The following is a 16,236-nucleotide window of genomic DNA, read 5'->3' as shown; positions in this document are numbered from 1 at the left end:
GAAGCGGATGAGCACAGATGCGGTGCAGACGGCCAACGGTGCCGGTCAGCTCTTCCAGTTGCTGCGTGATGGGATCCCGCGCACCCGGGCCGAGTTGGCGAAGACCACGGGTCTCGCGCGATCCACCGTCGCCGTCCGCGTCGACGAGCTGATGCGCATGGGACTGATCACCCCCGTGGCCGATGCGGTGTCGACCGGCGGGCGCCCGCCGTCGCAGTTCGCGATCAACCCGGCCGCCAAGGTCGTCGTCGCCGCCGACCTCGGCGCCTCGCACGCGACCGTCGCGATCGTCGACCTCGCCGGCACCGTGCTCGCCGAGACGAGCGCGTCGCTCGACATCTCCCTCGGGCCCGAGCCCGTGCTGACGTGGCTCGTCGACGGAGCGCGCGAACTGCTCGCGTCGGTGGAGCGCACCGTCGACGACGTGGCCGCGATGGGCATCGGCGTTCCCGGGCCCGTCGAGCACTCGACCGGTCAGCCGGTGAACCCGCCGATCATGCCCGGATGGGACCACTTCGACATCCCCGCGTGGATCTTCGAGCACATGCCGGTTCCCGTGCTCGTCGACAACGACGTGAACATCATGGCGCTCGGCGAGCGCGGGCTCGCCTGGCCGGGGGTCGACCACCTCATGTTCGTCAAGATCGCCACCGGTATCGGCACCGGCATCATCTCCGACGGCCGCCTGCAGCGCGGCGCGCAGGGCATCGCCGGCGACATCGGGCACGTGCAGGTCGCGCGCGGCGCCGACATCCCGTGCCAGTGCGGCAATCGCGGATGCCTCGAGGCCCTGGCATCCGGTCCCGCCATCGCCCGCGCTCTGCGCGCGCAGGGCATCGAGGCGCACACGGGCTCCGACGTGGTCGACCTCGTTAAGCGCGGCAACATCGACGCGATCCAGGCGGTGCGCCAGGCCGGCCGCGACATCGGCGAGGTGCTCACGACCTGCGTCAGCCTGATGAACCCGTCGGTCATCGCCGTCGGCGGGTCGATGGCGCGCGTGGGCGAGCACCTCATCGCGGGGGTGCGCGAAGTGGTCTATTCGCGTTCGACGCCGCTGGCGACGGAGTACCTCTCGATCGTGCAGTCGGTCGCCGCCGAGCACGCCGGTGTGCGGGGGGCGAGCATGCTGGCCATCGAGCACGCGCTCTCGCCCGAGTCGTTCACCGCCGCGTTCCTTCCCGCCTGAGGCGGGCCCGACAGCGGACGACGGGTGCCGCCGAACTCATCGCGCGGCGTCTCAGCCCGCGGCGGCCGTCGCCCGTTCCGCCACCGTCCGCAGCGCCCGCAGCACGTGCCGTACCGCGGCATGGGCGAGGGCATCCGGGCGGGCGAGGACGTCGACGTGTCGCACGAGCTCGAGGTCGGCGAGGGGGCGCAGCACGAGCCCGTCGACGGCGAGGGGGAGCGCTGTCGTGCGGGGGAGCACCGCGATCGCCGCGCCCGTGCGCACCACCTCGGCCGTCACCGAGAACTCGTTGATGCGATGGGCGATGCGCAGCGGCCGACCGACGTGCGCCGCGAGGTGATCGAGCACCCCGGCGAGCGGGAACCCCGGGTGCACCGACACCCACGTCTCCTCGACCAGATCGACCGCGCGCAGGCGATCGCGCGCGGCGAGGGGATGCGCCTCGGGCAGCGCGATGTCGAGGGGCTCGGCGAGCAGCGCCGTGGCGATGACGCGGTCGCGCGGCCAGGGCGCATCGTGGGCGAGGCGGTGCGCGATGACGAGGTCGTGGTCGGCGGTGAGGCCCGGGAAGTCGCGGTGCGCGACGTCGGCGTCGGCGAGCTGCAGGGGCGGGGTGCCGTCGAGCTCGCGCAGCAGCGGACCGAACAGGGCCAGCCCCGCACTGTGGAAGGCCGAGACCCGCACCGGGCGATCCGCGGCGTCGAGGAACGCTCCGACCGCCTCGCGCGCGGCCGTGAGCGCCTCATCGACCCGGGTGCCCGCGGCGGCGAGGGCCTCGCCCGCGGGGGTGAGGGTGAGCACGCGCCCCCGGCGCACCGTCAGCGGCACCGGGGCGTGGGCCTGCAGGGTCGCGAGCTGCTGCGACACCGCCGAGGCCGAGATGTGCAGGGCGGCGGCGACCGCGGCCACGCTGCCCCGATCGCCGAGTTCGCGCAGCAGGCGCAGGTGAGCGGCATCCATAAGTCACAACTTAGGTGACGGTGAAGACACTGGCCGTTGTTCTTCCGAGTGGGCGCGACGACGCTGGAGACATGACCCGCCGCCCCGCCGAGATCGTCGTCGACGTGTTGCTGCTCGCCGTGGCGGCGGTGTGGGGGGCCAGCTTCCTCTCGGCCAAAGCGCTCACCGACGAGGTGGGCGTCGCCCCCGCCGTGGCGCTGCGCTTCGTCGTGGCCGCGGTGGCGCTGGGGGCGATCTGCCTCGCGCGGCGCGAGCGGATGCCGCGGGGTCGGGGCCTCGCCGTCGCCGCCCTGCTCGGCTGCTCGCAGGCGGCGGTCATCGGCCTCGAGACCGCGGGCGTGCACCTCACCTCGGCGACCAACGCGGGCGTGCTCATCAGCCTGGCCCTCGTCTTCACCCCCGTGCTCGAGAGCCTCGCGGCGAGATCGTGGCTGCCGCGGTCGTACTTCGTCGCGGCGGTGGCCGCGGTGGTGGGGGTGGCGCTGCTCGTATCGGGGGGAGGTCTGCGCGCCCCGACGATCGGCGACGCCCTCGTGATCGCGGCCGCCGTCGTGCGGGCGGTGCACGTCACCGCCAGCGCGCGCCTCACCCGCGGACGCTCCGACAGCTCCCTCGCCGTGGTGTTCGTGCAACTCGTCGTGTGCGCCGCGACCTCGTCGGCGGTGGCCGGCGCCGACCTGCCGCCGGCGGTCGGACGGCTCACGGCATCCGGATGGGCCCACGTGCTGTTCCTCGGCCTGATGTGCTCGGTGTTCGCCTTCGTCGTGCAGCTGTGGGCCGTGCGCCGCACCTCGGCGACGCGCGCGAGCATCCTCATGGGCACCGAGCCGGTGTGGGCGCTGGCGGTGGGGGTGGCGATCGGGGGAGAGGCGGTGGGGCTCCCCGGCCTCGCGGGCGCCGCGCTGGTGATCGCCGCGTCGTACGCGGGTCAGGCCATCGAGCGCCGACACCGCCGCGCGCTCGCCGAGCGGGAGCCCCGGGCGATGGACGGCCCCGTGCTCGTCGCGCCGCCGTCGCCGTAGGCTGAGAGCATGCACGGCGAGTACAAGGTCCCCGGCGGGAAGCTGGTCGTCGTCGACCTCGAGGAGCGCGAGGGCCGCATCCACGGCTTTCACCTCGCGGGCGACTTCTTCCTCGAGCCCGACGACGCCCTCGACGACATCGACGCGGCCGTCACCGGTCTGCCGGTGGAGTCCGACGTCCCCACGATCGCGGCGGCCATTCGCGCCGCGCTGCCCGAGGGGGCGCAGCTGCTCGGCTTCACCCCCGAGTCGGTCGCCACGGCCATCCGCCGCGCCCTCGTCACCGCCCCCGGCTGGGCCGACTTCGAGTGGGAGGTCGTGCACGACGCCCCCGTCTCGCCGCGCATGAACCTCGCCCTCGACGAGGTGCTCACCACCCGCGTCGGCGCGGGGCTGCGAAAGCCGACGCTGCGCCTCTGGGAGTGGAACGAGAGCGCCGTCGTCATCGGCTCGTTCCAGTCGCTGCGCAACGAGGTGGATCCCGCCGGAGCCGAGAAGCACGGCTTCGACGTCGTGCGTCGCATCTCGGGCGGCGGCGCGATGATGATGGCCGCGAACTCGATCGTGACCTACTCGCTGTACGTCCCGGCATCCCTCGTTTCGGGCATGACCTTCGCCGACTCGTACGCGTTCCTCGACGACTGGGTGCTGCAGGCGCTGCGCTCGCTGGGGATCGACGCGGTGTACCAGCCGCTCAACGACATCGCCGGCCCCCACGGCAAGATCGGCGGGGCCGCGCAGAAGCGCCTCGCCAACGGCGGGGTGCTGCACCACGCCACCCTCAGCTACGACATGGACGGCCAGGTGCTCACCGAGGTGCTGCGCATCGGCCGCGAGAAGCTCAGCGACAAGGGCACGGTCTCGGCCGCCAAGCGCGTCGACCCGCTGCGCAGCCAGACGGGTCTGCCGCGCGACGAGGTCATCGAGCGTTTCATCCAGACGTTCACGACCCTCTACGGCGCGACCCCCGGTCACATCACCGACGAGGAGTACGCCGAGGCCGAGGCGCTCGTGCAGTCGAAATTCGCCACCGACGCGTGGCTGCAGCGCGTCCCGTGAGCGCCCCGATCCCCACCGACGCTACCGAGCCGGGCGGCGTCGAGATCCACCACGCCGACAACCTGGCCGTCACCCCGGGCTACCCCGACGGCTCCTTCGCCCTGGTCTACCTCGACCCGCCCTTCAACACCGGGCGCACGCGGTCCAAAGCGGTCGAGTCGGCCACGCGCAAGGCCCCGGTCGACGAGACCCCGGATGCCGAGAAGCCCGAGGCGGCGGCATCGGTCGACGACCCGAACATGCTCGTGTTCCCCGAAGAGGAGCCGCCGCCGCCCCCCGTGGTGCAGCGCGGTTTCCACGGGCGCGAGTACGCGCGGTTGCGCGGTGACCTGCGCACCTACGACGACCGGTTCGACGACTACTGGGGCTTCCTCGAACCCCGGTTGGTGGAGGCCTGGCGCCTGCTGGCCGACGACGGCACGCTGTACCTGCACCTCGACTACCGCGAAGTGCACTACGCCAAGGTCATGTGCGACGCGCTGTTCGGGCGCGACAAGTTCCTCAACGAGTTGATCTGGGCCTACGACTACGGCGCGAAGACCAAGCGCCGCTGGCCCACGAAGCACGAGACGATCCTGGTCTACGTGAAGAACCCGCAGCGGTACTTCTTCGACTCCGACGCCGTCGATCGCGAGCCGTACATGGCCCCCGGGCTGGTGACGGCCGAGAAGGCCGCCCGCGGCAAGATGCCCACCGACGTCTGGTGGCACACGATCGTGCCGACGACGGGACGCGAGAAGACCGGTTACCCGACGCAGAAGCCCGAGGGGGTCCTTCGCCGCATGGTGCAGGCGTCGAGCCGCCCCGGCGACCGCGTGCTCGACATGTTCGCCGGCAGCGGCACCCTCGGCGCCGTCGCCGCCCCCCTCGGGCGCGACGCGGTGCTCATCGACGACAATGCCGACGCGGTGGCCGTGATGCGAAAGCGTCTGCCCCACGCCTCCGTGCGCGGCTGAGGCGCGAGGGCGCCGGCGGCGCCGCCCGTGGGGAGCGTTCTCGCCCTGATCGTCCTGAGCGGCTGCTCCGCGGAGCTCGCTGGGCGGAGAGCGGTGTTCAAGCTGCAGCGGGGCGCATTCTGTGCGTTGGGTCGTTCCGCGACCGCCCCGGTGCACATTTCGCGCCCCGGTCGCGCCGCGCCCCGGCGTCGCGGCACCCCGGCCGCACCGCGCTTCGGTGCAGCGGCATCCTGGCCCCACCGCACCCGGTCCGGCCGCGCTTCGGTTGTCGTTCGTGGTGGGGTGTGCGGGGGAAGCGGGGCGTGTTTCGTGCACTGGGGCGTGCGGTGACCGCCCCGGCGCACGTTTTGCGCCCCGATGTCTGGGAGCGAGACCTGCAGTCGTGGAATGTCGACCCGCCGGGGGCGGGGACGACGCGACCTTCTGCGTGCGGGAGGGTGCCAAGTTAGGCTTGCCTAATGACGCACGAATTTGACCCCGACACCCGTCGCGCCGTCCTCGCGCACATGAACGCCGACCACCTCGACGACAACGTGTTGATCGTCCGCGCGTTCGGCCCGCACCCGGTGGTCTCGACCGCGGTCATGACCGGATTCGACGGCGACGGCGGCGACTGGGCGGTCACCACCGTCGAGGGGGCGACGTCGTCGGTGCGGATTCCGTGGCCGGCGGGGTCGATCACCGAGCGCCGGGAGGTGCGCCGCGAGGTGGTGGCCCTGTACGACGCGGCCTGCGCGCGACTGGGTCTGACGCCACGCCCCCACTGATCGGAAAATGGAGGTTAGGTGAACCTAACTTCCTGCGTATGATGGCCCCATGAGCGACCTCATCTCCTTCTCCACGGCTCTTCGTGAGCGCTCGCGCAGCGCCCACTCCACGAGTGAGCACGCCGGGTTCATGAACGACCTGATGAGCGGTGCCGGCACGCGGGAGGACTACGTCGCCCTCGTCGTGCAGCACTGGTTCATCTACGAGGCGCTCGAGGAGGCCACCGATCGCATGCGCCGCGACCCCGTGGCATCCGTGTTCCTCAGTGACAAGCTCACGCGCCTCCCCGCCCTCGAGGCCGACCTCGCGTTCTTGCTGGGTCCGACGTGGCGCGAGAGCGTCTCGCCGCTGCCCACCACGCAGGCGTACGTCTCTCGCATCCGGCGCGTGGCGGCCACCTGGCCCGGCGGCTTCGTCGCGCACCACTACACGCGCTACCTCGGCGACCTGTCGGGGGGCCAGTTCATCGGTCGCCTCATGCAGCGTCGCTTCGGCTTCGACACCAACGGGATCGGGTTCTACCTCTTCGGCGACATCGCCGACCCGGAGGCCTTCAAGAGCGTCTACCGCGAGCAGCTCGACGCCGCCCCCTGGGACGACGACGAGAAGGAGCGCGTCATCGCCGAGGTGCTCGTCGCCTACCGCTTCAACACCGAGCTGTTCGTCGACCTGGCGCGGGCCAAGGCCGCTCAGATTGCCTGAGCGTCCGCGGCGGGGCGACCCGCGTCGCGGCGGCGCATCGACCGTCGCACGACCAGGGCGATCGCGACGGCCGCACCCGCGACGAGGGCGATCAGGCCGTACAGGCTCCACGGCACGGCCGGGATCGCGAAGTCGGTGACCACCTCGCTCACGGCTCCGGCCCCGAGCCCGACGCCCGCGGGGGCGATCGTCAGCGTGCCGGTGATCCAGCCGAGCGAAAAGGCCGGCATCTCGCGCTCTATGTCGATCGTGGAGGCGGGGATGATCTCGGTCACCTGCGTCGGCGGGGTCGTCGTCGACAGCACCCCGGCCAGGCCCGAGGTGGTGACCGTCTCGAGGCCCGTCAGTCGGGTGTTCCCGGTGTTCTCGAGCGAGTACCGCACGATCAGGCGGCCCGAATCGAAGGGGTTCCACGAGCCCTCGTAGCTCGCGGTCACGCCCGTCACCGCCGCGGCGGGGGTGAGCTCCCCGGCGACGCGCAGGTTGATGCGGGTGCCGAGGCGGCGGTCCACCGACAACGTGCTCGATGCGTCCTGGCTCGTCAGCGACGTGACGATCCCGGCGGCGTGGTCGCCGGGGCGTGCGTCGGCGGGCACGCTGATCGTGAACGCGACGTCGGCGGACTCGCCCGGTGCGAGCTGCAGGGCCGTCGGGGGCACGGCGACCCACGTGCCGGCGCCGAGCGAGGGCGCCCCGTCGACGAGCACGTCGATCTCGCCGCTCGGCGCGGTGAACGCGTCGGCCGCGTAGACGGCCAGGGGCAGCGGCTCGGTGCCGGTGTTGACGACGACCATGGTGTCGGTGACGACCGCGCCGGGCTCGACGTCGTACGAGAAGTTGGCGCGTCCGGTGCCGTTGGCGTTGTCGGCGGTCTGCACGCTCCACGCCACACCACCGTCGGCCGCCGCGGCGGGCAGCGGCAGGGTCGACAGGCCGAGGACGAGGATGCCGGCGAGGGCGAGGACGCGAAGGGAGGGCGAGGCGGTCACGGTGTCTTCCGGGTCGATGGGAAAGGGGGCCCCGGCCGAAGCCGGGACCCCCGGGGAGTGTCTTACTGCAGGGCGGTGATGGTGAGCTTGCTGGTGTAGTCGCCCGCGGGGGTGGTGCCCGGGATGACCAGCGAGAGGTCGGCGCCCACGGTCGCGCTGACGGCCGAGGTCGACGAGGCCAGCACGCGCGAGGTGCCCAGGCCCGTGCCGCCCAGTCGCGTCGAGGTCACCTCGGCGCCACCGGCGACGCTGCTGCCCGCGGAGACCACCTTGGGCTTCCACCCCAGCAGTCCGCCCGAGAACGACCCGCCCGACGACGACGCGAAGTCGCCGACCTGGCCCGAGATGCTCCAGGTGTAGGGCGACGAGCCCCCGGCGCGCGTGTCGGTCACGACGAGGTTGGTGAGCGATCCGAATGCCACGAAGTTCGCGCCGTCCTGCACGGCGGTGCCGAGGTTGGCGGGCGAGGTGCCCTCGAACGCCCAGCCGAACGAACCGGTGGGGCTCTCGACCCACGCCGGAACCTCGACGATGACGTCGGACGACGAGGCGAAGGTGACGGGGGTAGCGGTCTCGAAGGGCGCGTACACGGCGCCGCTGCCGGCGTAGGTGTAGATGCCGAACGTGCCCGCGGCGAGGTTCTGCGCCTCGGTGGTCGTCAGGGCCAGGTCGACCGAGAAGGTGCCGTCGGCGTTCAGCTCGACGGCGCCGCCGTTCACGCCGCCGATGGTCGCCATGCTCGCGGCGGGCACGGCCCACTTCTGGGCGATCACCGAGCGCGCCGACGAGGCGGCTCCGGCCGAGGGCTTCCACGTGTCGGCGAACTTGCCGAAGACGACGTACGTGCCGCTGAACTGCCCGGCGAGCGGCGGGCGCGTGCCGTTGGTGGCGGTGCCCGAGGGCAGGAACCCGCTCCCGCTGACGGTGACGGTCTCGCCCTGCGCGAGGCCGGAGGTCTTCGACACGGTGACCGTGGGGGTCGCGGCGACCGGGGCTGCGGTGTAGGCGACCGACAGGGCGCTGGCGGGCTTGCGCGCGTCGGCGGCGCCTCCCGAGGAGTACCAGTACGGTCCCTGGCCGGTCTTGCCCTGGAAGTCGACGAACGACTGCGGGAACGCACCGGCGTTCGCCCCACCGGTGACCTGGGCGACCGAGCCCTCGGGCACGGTGATCGTGCGGCCGAGGTAGTCGGGGGTGACGGTGAAGCCGGTGGGGGTCACGTCGACACCGGTGAGGGTGGCCACGACCACGTTCGTCGCCGGGGTCAGGGTCTCGAACTTGTCGGGGTCGTCCATCGAGGTGCCGTAGCCGCCGAGCGTGGCGGTGACGGTGCCGGTGCCGTCGGAGGCGACGGTGAGCTTCGGGTCGGTGATCCACGAACGGGTCATGCCCGAGTAGTAGGCCGACGTGAACGAGCCGGTCCACTGGATGACCGCCGTGTTGGCGTCGACGTCGACCGTGCCGGTTCCGCCGGTGATCTCGGCGACGTGTCCGGAGTTCAGGCCGTTGCCGGTCGTGATGGTCGTGCCGGCGGCATCCGTCCGCAGTCCCGCGAAGGTGGCGGCGGCGTAGCTTCCGTCGGACTGACGCTTCAGGATCGACGTGTTGCCGTCGCTCTGCTTCCAGTTCGACGAGGTCACGCGGTCGGCCGCCGAGGTGGCCGTCACGATCCCGGCCGAGAGCAGGTTCACCGTGCCGGGGGCGAAGGCGGCGGCGTTCGACTCGGCGTTGATGCCCCAGCGGAACACGGCGTCGTCGATGCTCGTCTCGGCGGCGTGCGCGGGGGCCGCGACGAGAGCGCCCCCCAGGGCGAGTGCGGTGGTGGCGAGGGTCGCTGCCGAGAGGCGTGCGAACCGGTGCCTGCGCGTGGAGGAGTCCACGGTCATTCCCTTCTCTGTCCCCGGTGCGGCCCGACGGCGTGCGTCGATGCACCCGAGGGTGGGTGCGAGAGGACAGGTTAGCCTTACCTAAGCAGAAGGCGCGCGGCGGGGCAATGTTAAGGATAGGCTCACCTTACTTGGAGGTCTTTTCATGACTCGTCGAACGACCCGCGCCCTCGCCACGCTCGCCCTGGCGATGGTGGTCACCCTCGCCGTGACGGCATGCGACGCCGCCGGATCGGCGCACGGCGGCGAGGTCGCCGCGACGCCGCCGCTGGCCGAGGTGACGCCGCTCGGCGACCCGCTCGCGTGGGAGGGCCCGTCGACCGCGGTCGCCGCCTCCGCCCCCATCGACCCCGTCACCGACGGTGCGCAGACGCTGCCGGCGACGGTCACCGACGCGCAGGGCACCACCGTCACCGTCACCGACGCCACGCGCATCCTCACGCTCGACATCTACGGCTCGCTCTCGCGCATCGTGTTCGAACTCGGCCTCGGCGATCACGTCGTCGCGCGCGACGTGTCCAGCGCCTTCCCCGAGGCGGCTCACCTGCCCGTGGTCACCGAGAACGGGCACGACCTCAACGCCGAGGCGATCCTCGACGCCGCCCCCACCGTCATCCTCACCGACTCGAGCCTCGGACCGTGGGACACGATCCTTCAGATGAGGGATGCCGGCATCCCCGTCGTCGTCGTGGACTCCCACCGCTCGCTGGACTCGATCGGCTCGCTCATCACGCAGGTGGGAACCGCGCTGGGCGTCCCCGAGCGCGCGGCGGCCCTCGCCGCCCGCAGCACCGCCGACGTCGAGGCGAAGATCGCCCAGATCGCGGCGGTGGCACCGGCCGACCCCGCCCGCAAGCTCCGGATGATGTTCCTCTACGTGCGCGGGCAGTCGGGCGTCTACTACCTCTTCGGCGAGGAGTCCGGCGCCGACAGCCTGATCGAGGCGCTCGGCGGCATCGACGTCGCCGGCGAGATCGGGTGGACGGGGATGCGGCCCATCACCGACGAGGCGCTCGTCGACGCCAATCCCGACCTGCTCATCATGATGACGAAGGGCCTCGAGTCGGTCGACGGCGTCGACGGGCTCGTCGAGCATCTGCCCGCCGTCGCGCAGACCGACGCCGGGCGCCACCGCCGCATCGTCGACATGTCCGACACCACCGTGCTGAGCTTCGGCCCCGCCGCCGCCGACGTACTCGATGCGCTCGCCGTGGCCGTGTACGCGCCGGAGGCCGCGGGGTGAGCGCGGGCGTCGTCCCGCGCGAGCGGGTGCGGGTCGCCGCGCCCGCGGCGCGATCCCGCCTGCGGATCCCCGCGGTCTTCGGCACGCTGTCCGCGGCGCTGGTGGTCCTCGTCGTCGTCTCGGCGGGTAGCGGTCAGCTCTCGATCCCACCCGACCAGGTGCTCGGCGCCTTCGCGCGTGCCTGGAACGACGGTGTGCGCGCGCTCGGGCTGGATGCGCTCGCGGTGACCCCGGGGGCGGCGATCGCGCACGTCAACGGCGAGGCGACGCTGTGGCTCATCCGCATGCCCCGCCTGATCATGGCCGTGCTCGTCGGGGCCACGCTCGCCGCCGCCGGTGTGGTCATGCAGGGCGTCTTCCGAAACCCCCTGGCGGAGCCCGGGGTCATCGGCATCTCGTCGGGAGCGGCGGTGGGGGCCTCGGCATCCATCGTCTTCGGCCTGACGTTTCTCGGGCCGCTCACCCTTCCGGTGCTCGCCTTCGCGGGCGGACTGGTCGCGATCGTCATCGTGTACGCCTCCGCCCGCGCCGACGGGCGCACCGAGGTCGTCACGCTCGTGCTCACCGGCATCGCCGTCAACGCCGTCGGGGGAGCCGCGATCGCCCTGTTCACCTACCTCGGGTCGACGCAGCAGCGGGAGCAGATCGTGTTCTGGCAGCTCGGGTCGCTGAACGGCACCCGCTGGGACGACCTGGCGATCGTCGCGCCGATCGCCGCGGTGGGGATCACCGCGTGCCTGTTCCTGGCGGGCAGCCTCGATCTGCTCGCCCTCGGTGAGCGGCAGGCCGAGCATCTCGGCGTGCGCGTCGAGCGACTGCGGGTCGTCGCCATCGTCGTGATCGCGCTGCTCACGTGCGCGGCCGTCGCCTTCTGCGGGATCATCGGCTTCGTCGGCCTCGTCGTGCCGCACCTCATGCGCATGGTGCTCGGCCCCGGGCACCGGCTGCTGCTCCCCGCCAGTGCGCTCGGCGGGTCGGTGCTGCTCGTGGCGGGCGACCTCGTCGCGCGCACCGCCGTACCGGGGTCCGAGCTGCCGATCGGCATGCTCACCGCCCTCATCGGCGGCCCCTTCTTCTTCTGGCTGCTGCGGCGCGCGCGTCGCCGATCGGGAGGATGGGGATGACGCCGGTGCTGCGCGCACGCGGAGTGTCGGTCGAGGTGGGCGGACGCCGGGTCCTCGACGGCGTCGACCTCGATCTCTCGGCGGGCGAGCTCCTCGCGCTGGTCGGACCGAACGGCGCGGGCAAATCGACGCTGCTGTCGGTGCTGGCGGGAGACCGGGCGCCGGTGGAGGGCTCCGTCGAGCTCGACGGAGCGACGCTCGACGCCTGGCCGGTCGCCGAGCGCGCGCGGCGACGGTCGGTGCTCACGCAGAGCAACGAGGTGTCGTTCCCCTTCGCCGTCCACGACGTGGTGCGGATGGGGCGGGCGCCCTGGCGTCGGCATCCCGCGGCGTCGCGGGACGACGCCGCGGTGGCTGCGGCGATGGCCGCCGGCGAGGTCGAGGCATTCGCCGAACGACCCGTCACCGCGCTCTCGGGCGGCGAGCGCGCCCGCACGGCCTTCGCCCGCTCCTTCGCCCAGGAGTGCGCGATCGCGCTGCTCGACGAGCCCACCGCGAGCCTCGACATTCGCCATCAGCACCGGGTGCTCGCGCGCACACGCGAGCGGGTGGATGCCGGGGGAGCCGCCGTCGTGGTGCTGCACGATCTGGGACTCGCCGCGGCCTACGCCGACCGCATCGCCCTGCTCGACGACGGTCGCGTCGTCGCCGCCGGGCCGCCGCGCGAGGTGCTCGATCCGGCCCTGCTCACGCGGGTGTACCGGCATCCGATCGACGTCATCGACGGACCTCGCGGCACGCTGCTGGTCGTCGTCGCCCCCTCCCTCGCCCCTCCCCCCGAGCCCGGAGAACGCATCGCATGAAGAACCTCACCCGCTCCTTCGTCGCCGTCGCGACCGCGCTGGTCGTGGCGGCGAGCGTCGTCGGCGTCACCGACGCCCCCGCGTGGGCCGCCGGATCCGTGTCGGTCACCGGCCCCTCCGGCTCGGCCTCGGTCGATGCGGACTACGCCACCGAGGTGACGGTGTCGGGGTCGGGCTTCCAGTCGATCCCGAACGGCTTCGGCGGCATCTACGTGCTCTTCGGCTGGGTCGACGACGCCGGCGGCGGGTCGTGGCGACCGAGCGCGGGCGGTGTCGTCGGCGAGGACTACCGATACGTTCCCGACGCGGAGTCCGCCGAGAACAACGGGTATCAGCGGTTCCTCGCCTTCCCCGGCAGCCAGACCGAGAGCTCCGCGAACGGCACGCTCGGCGCCGACGGGTCGTGGTCCATCGGCATGGTCATCCCGGGGGCGGTGTTCGAGAGTCAGGATCGCGAGGGGCGCGTCAGCGAGGTGGACTGCCGGCGTGTCACGTGCGGCATCATCACCATCGGAGCGCACGGCGTGAAGAACGCCAACAACGAGACCTTCACCCCACTGTCCTTCCAGGCGGCGGCCCCCGCCGGGTCGACCCCCGCGGAATCGGCGCCGGCCGGGTCGGCGCCGGTGGCGGCGGGAGCGGTGCGCGTCGGCGTCGAGGCGGGGAGCGTCGTCGCCGGCTCCTCGATCGTCTTCACGGGGCAGGGGTTCACCCCCGGGGAGCAGATCGTCGCCGCCCTCGACGGCGGGCTCACGGCGGTGGGGCCGTTGACCGCCGGAACGCAGGGCGAGGTGGCCGCCGCCCTCCCGGTTCCGCGCGACATCCGCGACGGGACCCATCTGATCACCCTGCGCGGGGCGGGCTCCGGGGGTGTCGCCGAGGCGGAGGTGAGCGTGACGGGGGGAACGAGCGCGCCCGTCGCCGAGACGACTCCGGTCGTTCCGACCTGGGCGATCGTGGTGCTGCTGGCGTGCATCGTGCTGTCGATGGCGCTGGTGGTCACGAGCGTCATCACGGCCCTCGTCCGGGCTCGCGCGCGCCGTCGGGTCCGCCGCGCGGCTCGGGTCGCGCCCGCGGGGGCGTCGGCCCCGCCCGCGGGCTCGGGGGCGCCCGCGGCGTCGCCGACCGAACCCCTGCCTCTCTCGGCGGGAGCACCCCGATGAGGTCGATGACGATGCTGCGGGCGGGGATCGCCGTCGCGGTGGCACTCGTGGCGGGCGTCCCCCTGTCGGCGGCGGCCGCGGGCCCGGGCGACGTGATCGTCACGGTGCCGGAGCCGACGGCATCGGGCGGGGGCGACGGCGCGATCTCGAACGCGCAACTGCGGTGGGGGCTGAACGCCGAGTCGGGCGGGGGAGCCTTCGCGGGGGGATGCAACTTCCTCAGCGCCGGACGCGCGGGCGACGCGGGAGGATCCCGAGTGTGGACGCGCGACGACGGGCTCTACCGCGCGCAGGAGGGGGCGGTGCGGGTCGAGAAGCCCACCGCCGACGGCGGGTTCGCCACCGCGTCGTGGGAGACGAAGTGCCTCGACCCGACGGGAGCCGCCGTGACGGTGTCGTCGACCTCGAGCACGACGGGCAATCAGATCGTCATCGAGGGCGGGACCGGACAGCGCCGCGACGGAGCGCTCGACATCCGGTGGTCGGGGTCGTTCACCGTGGCCTTCTACGGCGGCATGACGTACTGGAGTGTGACCGACCCCCGGCTCACGCTCGACGCCTCGGGCGCGGGCCGGTTGGTCGCGACGGCGAGCGGGTTCGGCACGTCGATGGACGATGTCACGGTGTGGAATCCGATCGCCGAGCAAGAGGTGGTGCTCGCCGACATCCGCTCCGCCGACGTGGGTGCCGACCGGGGCTTCTCGGTCACGCCCGAGTTCCGGGGAGTGGTGAGCGTCGGAGCCGGCCAGGTGGCCCGCTCGGGGATCAACGAGGCCTACTGGGGATCGTTCCCGCAGTCGTTCGTCGACTTCCACCGGCAGACGGGGCAGCAGGGGTACTGGCTCACCACCGGGGGAGTCCGGGATGCCGCGAAGCCGGCGTCGCCGGTCACGGTGAGCTACGACGCCACCGCGCCCGTCGCGGCTCCCCCCTCGAGCGGGGGCGCCGGAGGGGTCGCCGGGGCGGCGCCCGAGAACCCGCTGCGCCGCGCACCGGCGAGCATCCCCGCCGCCGCGTCCGCGGCTTCGTTCCTCGCGATGAACGCCCCGGTGACCACCCAGCCGCAGGCCGCCGGTCTCGTGCCGCCCGCGCGGGGTGGCCTGCCGCCCGTGGTCGCGCCGTTGCTGGGGGCCGCCGCGGCCCTGGGGATCGCGATCGTCGCCGTGCTGAGCATGATGGGCGGCCTCCCCTGGCAGCAGCGCCGGGTCGGGCTCTGAGCCTCCGGTCCGCGGGCTCCGGCCCGCGGCACCGCGGCGCCTCGCATCGGGGTGCGGCGGGACCCGGCCGGGGGGTGCGCGATGTCGGCGGCCGCGCCTAGGGTGAGCGCATGGAATTCGGCATCTTCGTTCCGCAGGGCTGGCGCTTCGATCTGGTGGGCATCGACCCCGCCGAGCACTGGCGGGTGATGAACTCGCTCGCGCAGAGCGCCGACGACGGGCCCTGGGCGTCGCTGTGGGTCTACGACCACTTCCACACCACCCCGGTGCCCAGCGCCGAGGCGACCCACGAGGCCTGGACGCTCATGGCCGCCTTCGCCGCGGCGACCGACCGCGTGCGCCTCGGTCAGATGTGCACGTGCATGGGCTACCGCAATCCCGCGTACCTCGCCAAGGTCGCCGCCACCGTCGACATCATCTCGGGAGGTCGCGCCGAGATGGGCATCGGCGGCGGCTGGTACGAGCACGAATGGCGCGCCTACGGCTACGGCTTCCCGCCCATCGCCGAGCGTCTCGGGCGCCTGCGCGAGGGCGTCGAGATCATGCACCAGGCGTGGACCACCGGTGAAGCCACCCTGTCGGGCAAGTACTACGAGGTCGACGGCGCGATCGTGCAGCCGCGTCCGCTGCAGCCGGGCGGCATTCCGCTGTGGATCGCCGGCGGTGGCGAGAAGGTCACGCTCAAGATCGCGGCGAAGTACGCTTCGTACACGAATTTCGGCGGCTCGCTCGACGAGTTCGACCACAAGTCCGAGGTCCTGCGCGGGCACTGCGAGGCGCTCGGTCGCGATGCCGGCGAGATCACCCGCTCGACCAACTTCAACACGATCGTCGCCGCGACCGAGGCCGAGGCGAACGACCGTCTCGCGGCGGTCGTCGCGCGGCTGCGCCCGCACGTGGGAGACGAGCGGGCCGATGCCATCGAGGCCGACTACCGCTCCTCCGACGGCTTCGGCACGCCCGAGCAGATCGTCGAGCGGTTGCGCGAACGCGCCGCCCACGGCCTCGGCTACGCGATCCACTACTTCCCCGAGGCGGCGTATGACACCTCGGGCATCTCGCTGTTCGAGCGCGCGGTCATCCCGCACCTCTGAGCCGACGGCAGGCCCCGGGAGGGTCGAGCGCGGCCCCGCATCGTCCCGAGTGACGCGTCGC

The 16,236-nt window shown here is 72.8% G+C and carries 15 protein-coding genes; 12 read left to right on the top strand and 3 right to left on the bottom strand.

From position 1 onward, the window contains the following. Positions 1-7: 7 nt before the first annotated feature. Positions 8-1,189: an ROK family transcriptional regulator gene (locus IFU19_RS00535; protein WP_070409175.1), complete on the top strand. Its 1,182-nt coding sequence runs from the start codon at positions 8-10 to the stop codon at positions 1,187-1,189. 51 nt (positions 1,190-1,240) lie between these two features. On the opposite strand, the gene IFU19_RS00530 is transcribed toward IFU19_RS00535, so the two are convergent. Then, positions 1,241-2,149 (bottom strand): LysR family transcriptional regulator, encoded by a 909-nt coding sequence (locus IFU19_RS00530; protein ID WP_191915507.1) that lies wholly within the window; start codon positions 2,147-2,149, stop codon positions 1,241-1,243. Positions 2,150-2,220: 71 nt separating this feature from the next. On the opposite strand from IFU19_RS00530, the gene IFU19_RS00525 reads away from it, so the two are divergent. The 5 genes from IFU19_RS00525 to IFU19_RS00505 all read left to right on the top strand — a co-directional run bounded on the left by IFU19_RS00525 (position 2,221) and on the right by IFU19_RS00505 (position 6,656). Continuing rightward, positions 2,221-3,171, top strand: coding sequence for a DMT family transporter (locus IFU19_RS00525; protein ID WP_192012647.1), 951 nt, complete (start codon positions 2,221-2,223; stop codon positions 3,169-3,171). A gap of 9 nt (positions 3,172-3,180) precedes the next feature. Continuing rightward, positions 3,181-4,230 (top strand): lipoate--protein ligase family protein, encoded by a 1,050-nt coding sequence (locus IFU19_RS00520; RefSeq protein WP_192012646.1) that lies wholly within the window; start codon positions 3,181-3,183, stop codon positions 4,228-4,230. After that, complete coding sequence (locus IFU19_RS00515; RefSeq protein ID WP_342343357.1) at positions 4,227-5,186, top strand: DNA-methyltransferase; 960 nt, start codon at positions 4,227-4,229, stop codon at positions 5,184-5,186. The genes IFU19_RS00520 and IFU19_RS00515 overlap by 4 nt, the downstream gene beginning before the upstream one ends. 458 nt (positions 5,187-5,644) lie before the next feature. Beyond that, the gene (locus IFU19_RS00510) at positions 5,645-5,953 is read left to right on the top strand and encodes a DUF2470 domain-containing protein (protein ID WP_055940832.1); all 309 of its coding nucleotides are present in this window, start codon (positions 5,645-5,647) and stop codon (positions 5,951-5,953) included. A 49-nt stretch (positions 5,954-6,002) separates the two neighbouring features. Next, on the top strand, positions 6,003-6,656 hold the full coding sequence (locus tag IFU19_RS00505; protein WP_192012645.1) for a biliverdin-producing heme oxygenase: 654 nt from the start codon (positions 6,003-6,005) through the stop codon (positions 6,654-6,656). On the opposite strand, the gene IFU19_RS00500 is transcribed toward IFU19_RS00505, so the two are convergent. Beyond that, on the bottom strand, positions 6,644-7,645 hold the full coding sequence (locus IFU19_RS00500; protein ID WP_192012644.1) for a WxL protein peptidoglycan domain-containing protein: 1,002 nt from the start codon (positions 7,643-7,645) through the stop codon (positions 6,644-6,646). The two genes, IFU19_RS00505 and IFU19_RS00500, sit on opposite strands and share 13 nt — an antisense overlap. 62 nt (positions 7,646-7,707) lie before the next feature. After that, entirely contained in the window at positions 7,708-9,531 is a 1,824-nt protein-coding gene (locus tag IFU19_RS00495) for a hypothetical protein (protein ID WP_192012643.1), read from the bottom strand. Positions 9,532-9,676: 145 nt separating this feature from the next. Here IFU19_RS00495 and IFU19_RS00490 point away from each other — a divergent pair, with 145 nt between their 5' ends. From IFU19_RS00490 to IFU19_RS00465, 6 genes are all read left to right on the top strand, one after another. Then, the gene (locus IFU19_RS00490) at positions 9,677-10,774 is read left to right on the top strand and encodes a heme/hemin ABC transporter substrate-binding protein (RefSeq protein ID WP_192012642.1); all 1,098 of its coding nucleotides are present in this window, start codon (positions 9,677-9,679) and stop codon (positions 10,772-10,774) included. Further along, the gene (locus tag IFU19_RS00485; RefSeq protein WP_441004763.1) at positions 10,771-11,898 is read left to right on the top strand and encodes a FecCD family ABC transporter permease; all 1,128 of its coding nucleotides are present in this window, start codon (positions 10,771-10,773) and stop codon (positions 11,896-11,898) included. The genes IFU19_RS00490 and IFU19_RS00485 overlap by 4 nt, the downstream gene beginning before the upstream one ends. Beyond that, positions 11,895-12,701: a heme ABC transporter ATP-binding protein gene (locus tag IFU19_RS00480; protein ID WP_191915514.1), complete on the top strand. Its 807-nt coding sequence runs from the start codon at positions 11,895-11,897 to the stop codon at positions 12,699-12,701. The genes IFU19_RS00485 and IFU19_RS00480 overlap by 4 nt, the downstream gene beginning before the upstream one ends. After that, positions 12,698-13,864 carry a hypothetical protein gene (locus IFU19_RS00475; protein WP_192012641.1) on the top strand — a complete coding sequence of 389 codons (1,167 nt, stop codon included), beginning with the start codon at positions 12,698-12,700 and terminating at the stop codon, positions 13,862-13,864. The genes IFU19_RS00480 and IFU19_RS00475 overlap by 4 nt, the downstream gene beginning before the upstream one ends. Before the next feature lie 5 nt (positions 13,865-13,869). After that, positions 13,870-15,081, top strand: a complete 1,212-nt coding sequence (locus IFU19_RS00470; RefSeq protein WP_192012640.1) for a hypothetical protein — start codon at positions 13,870-13,872, stop codon at positions 15,079-15,081. Positions 15,082-15,191: 110 nt separating this feature from the next. Continuing rightward, positions 15,192-16,175 (top strand): LLM class F420-dependent oxidoreductase, encoded by a 984-nt coding sequence (locus IFU19_RS00465; protein WP_055832894.1) that lies wholly within the window; start codon positions 15,192-15,194, stop codon positions 16,173-16,175. Positions 16,176-16,236 lie beyond the last annotated feature (61 nt).

The organism is Microbacterium sp. CFBP 8794, assembly GCF_014841235.1.
In the GTDB taxonomy this organism is placed as follows: Bacteria; Actinomycetota; Actinomycetes; order Actinomycetales; family Microbacteriaceae; genus Microbacterium.
This window is presented reverse-complemented; position numbering and strand designations above follow the sequence as displayed.

Excerpts from the sequence above, each read along its gene's own strand:
- IFU19_RS00480 (WP_191915514.1), top strand. The coding sequence starts at position 11,895 with ATGACGCCGGTGCTGCGCGCACGCGGAGTGTCGGTCGAGGTGGGCGGA.
- IFU19_RS00475 (WP_192012641.1), top strand. The coding sequence starts at position 12,698 with ATGAAGAACCTCACCCGCTCCTTCGTCGCCGTCGCGACCGCGCTGGTC.
- IFU19_RS00525 (WP_192012647.1), top strand. The coding sequence starts at position 2,221 with ATGACCCGCCGCCCCGCCGAGATCGTCGTCGACGTGTTGCTGCTCGCC.
- IFU19_RS00505 (WP_192012645.1), top strand. The coding sequence starts at position 6,003 with ATGAGCGACCTCATCTCCTTCTCCACGGCTCTTCGTGAGCGCTCGCGC.
- IFU19_RS00470 (WP_192012640.1), top strand. The coding sequence starts at position 13,870 with ATGACGATGCTGCGGGCGGGGATCGCCGTCGCGGTGGCACTCGTGGCG.
- IFU19_RS00465 (WP_055832894.1), top strand. The coding sequence starts at position 15,192 with ATGGAATTCGGCATCTTCGTTCCGCAGGGCTGGCGCTTCGATCTGGTG.
- IFU19_RS00530 (WP_191915507.1), bottom strand. The coding sequence starts at position 2,149 with ATGGATGCCGCTCACCTGCGCCTGCTGCGCGAACTCGGCGATCGGGGC.
- IFU19_RS00510 (WP_055940832.1), top strand. The coding sequence starts at position 5,645 with ATGACGCACGAATTTGACCCCGACACCCGTCGCGCCGTCCTCGCGCAC.
- IFU19_RS00520 (WP_192012646.1), top strand. The coding sequence starts at position 3,181 with ATGCACGGCGAGTACAAGGTCCCCGGCGGGAAGCTGGTCGTCGTCGAC.
- IFU19_RS00490 (WP_192012642.1), top strand. The coding sequence starts at position 9,677 with ATGACTCGTCGAACGACCCGCGCCCTCGCCACGCTCGCCCTGGCGATG.
- IFU19_RS00495 (WP_192012643.1), bottom strand. The coding sequence starts at position 9,531 with ATGACCGTGGACTCCTCCACGCGCAGGCACCGGTTCGCACGCCTCTCG.
- IFU19_RS00535 (WP_070409175.1), top strand. The coding sequence starts at position 8 with ATGAGCACAGATGCGGTGCAGACGGCCAACGGTGCCGGTCAGCTCTTC.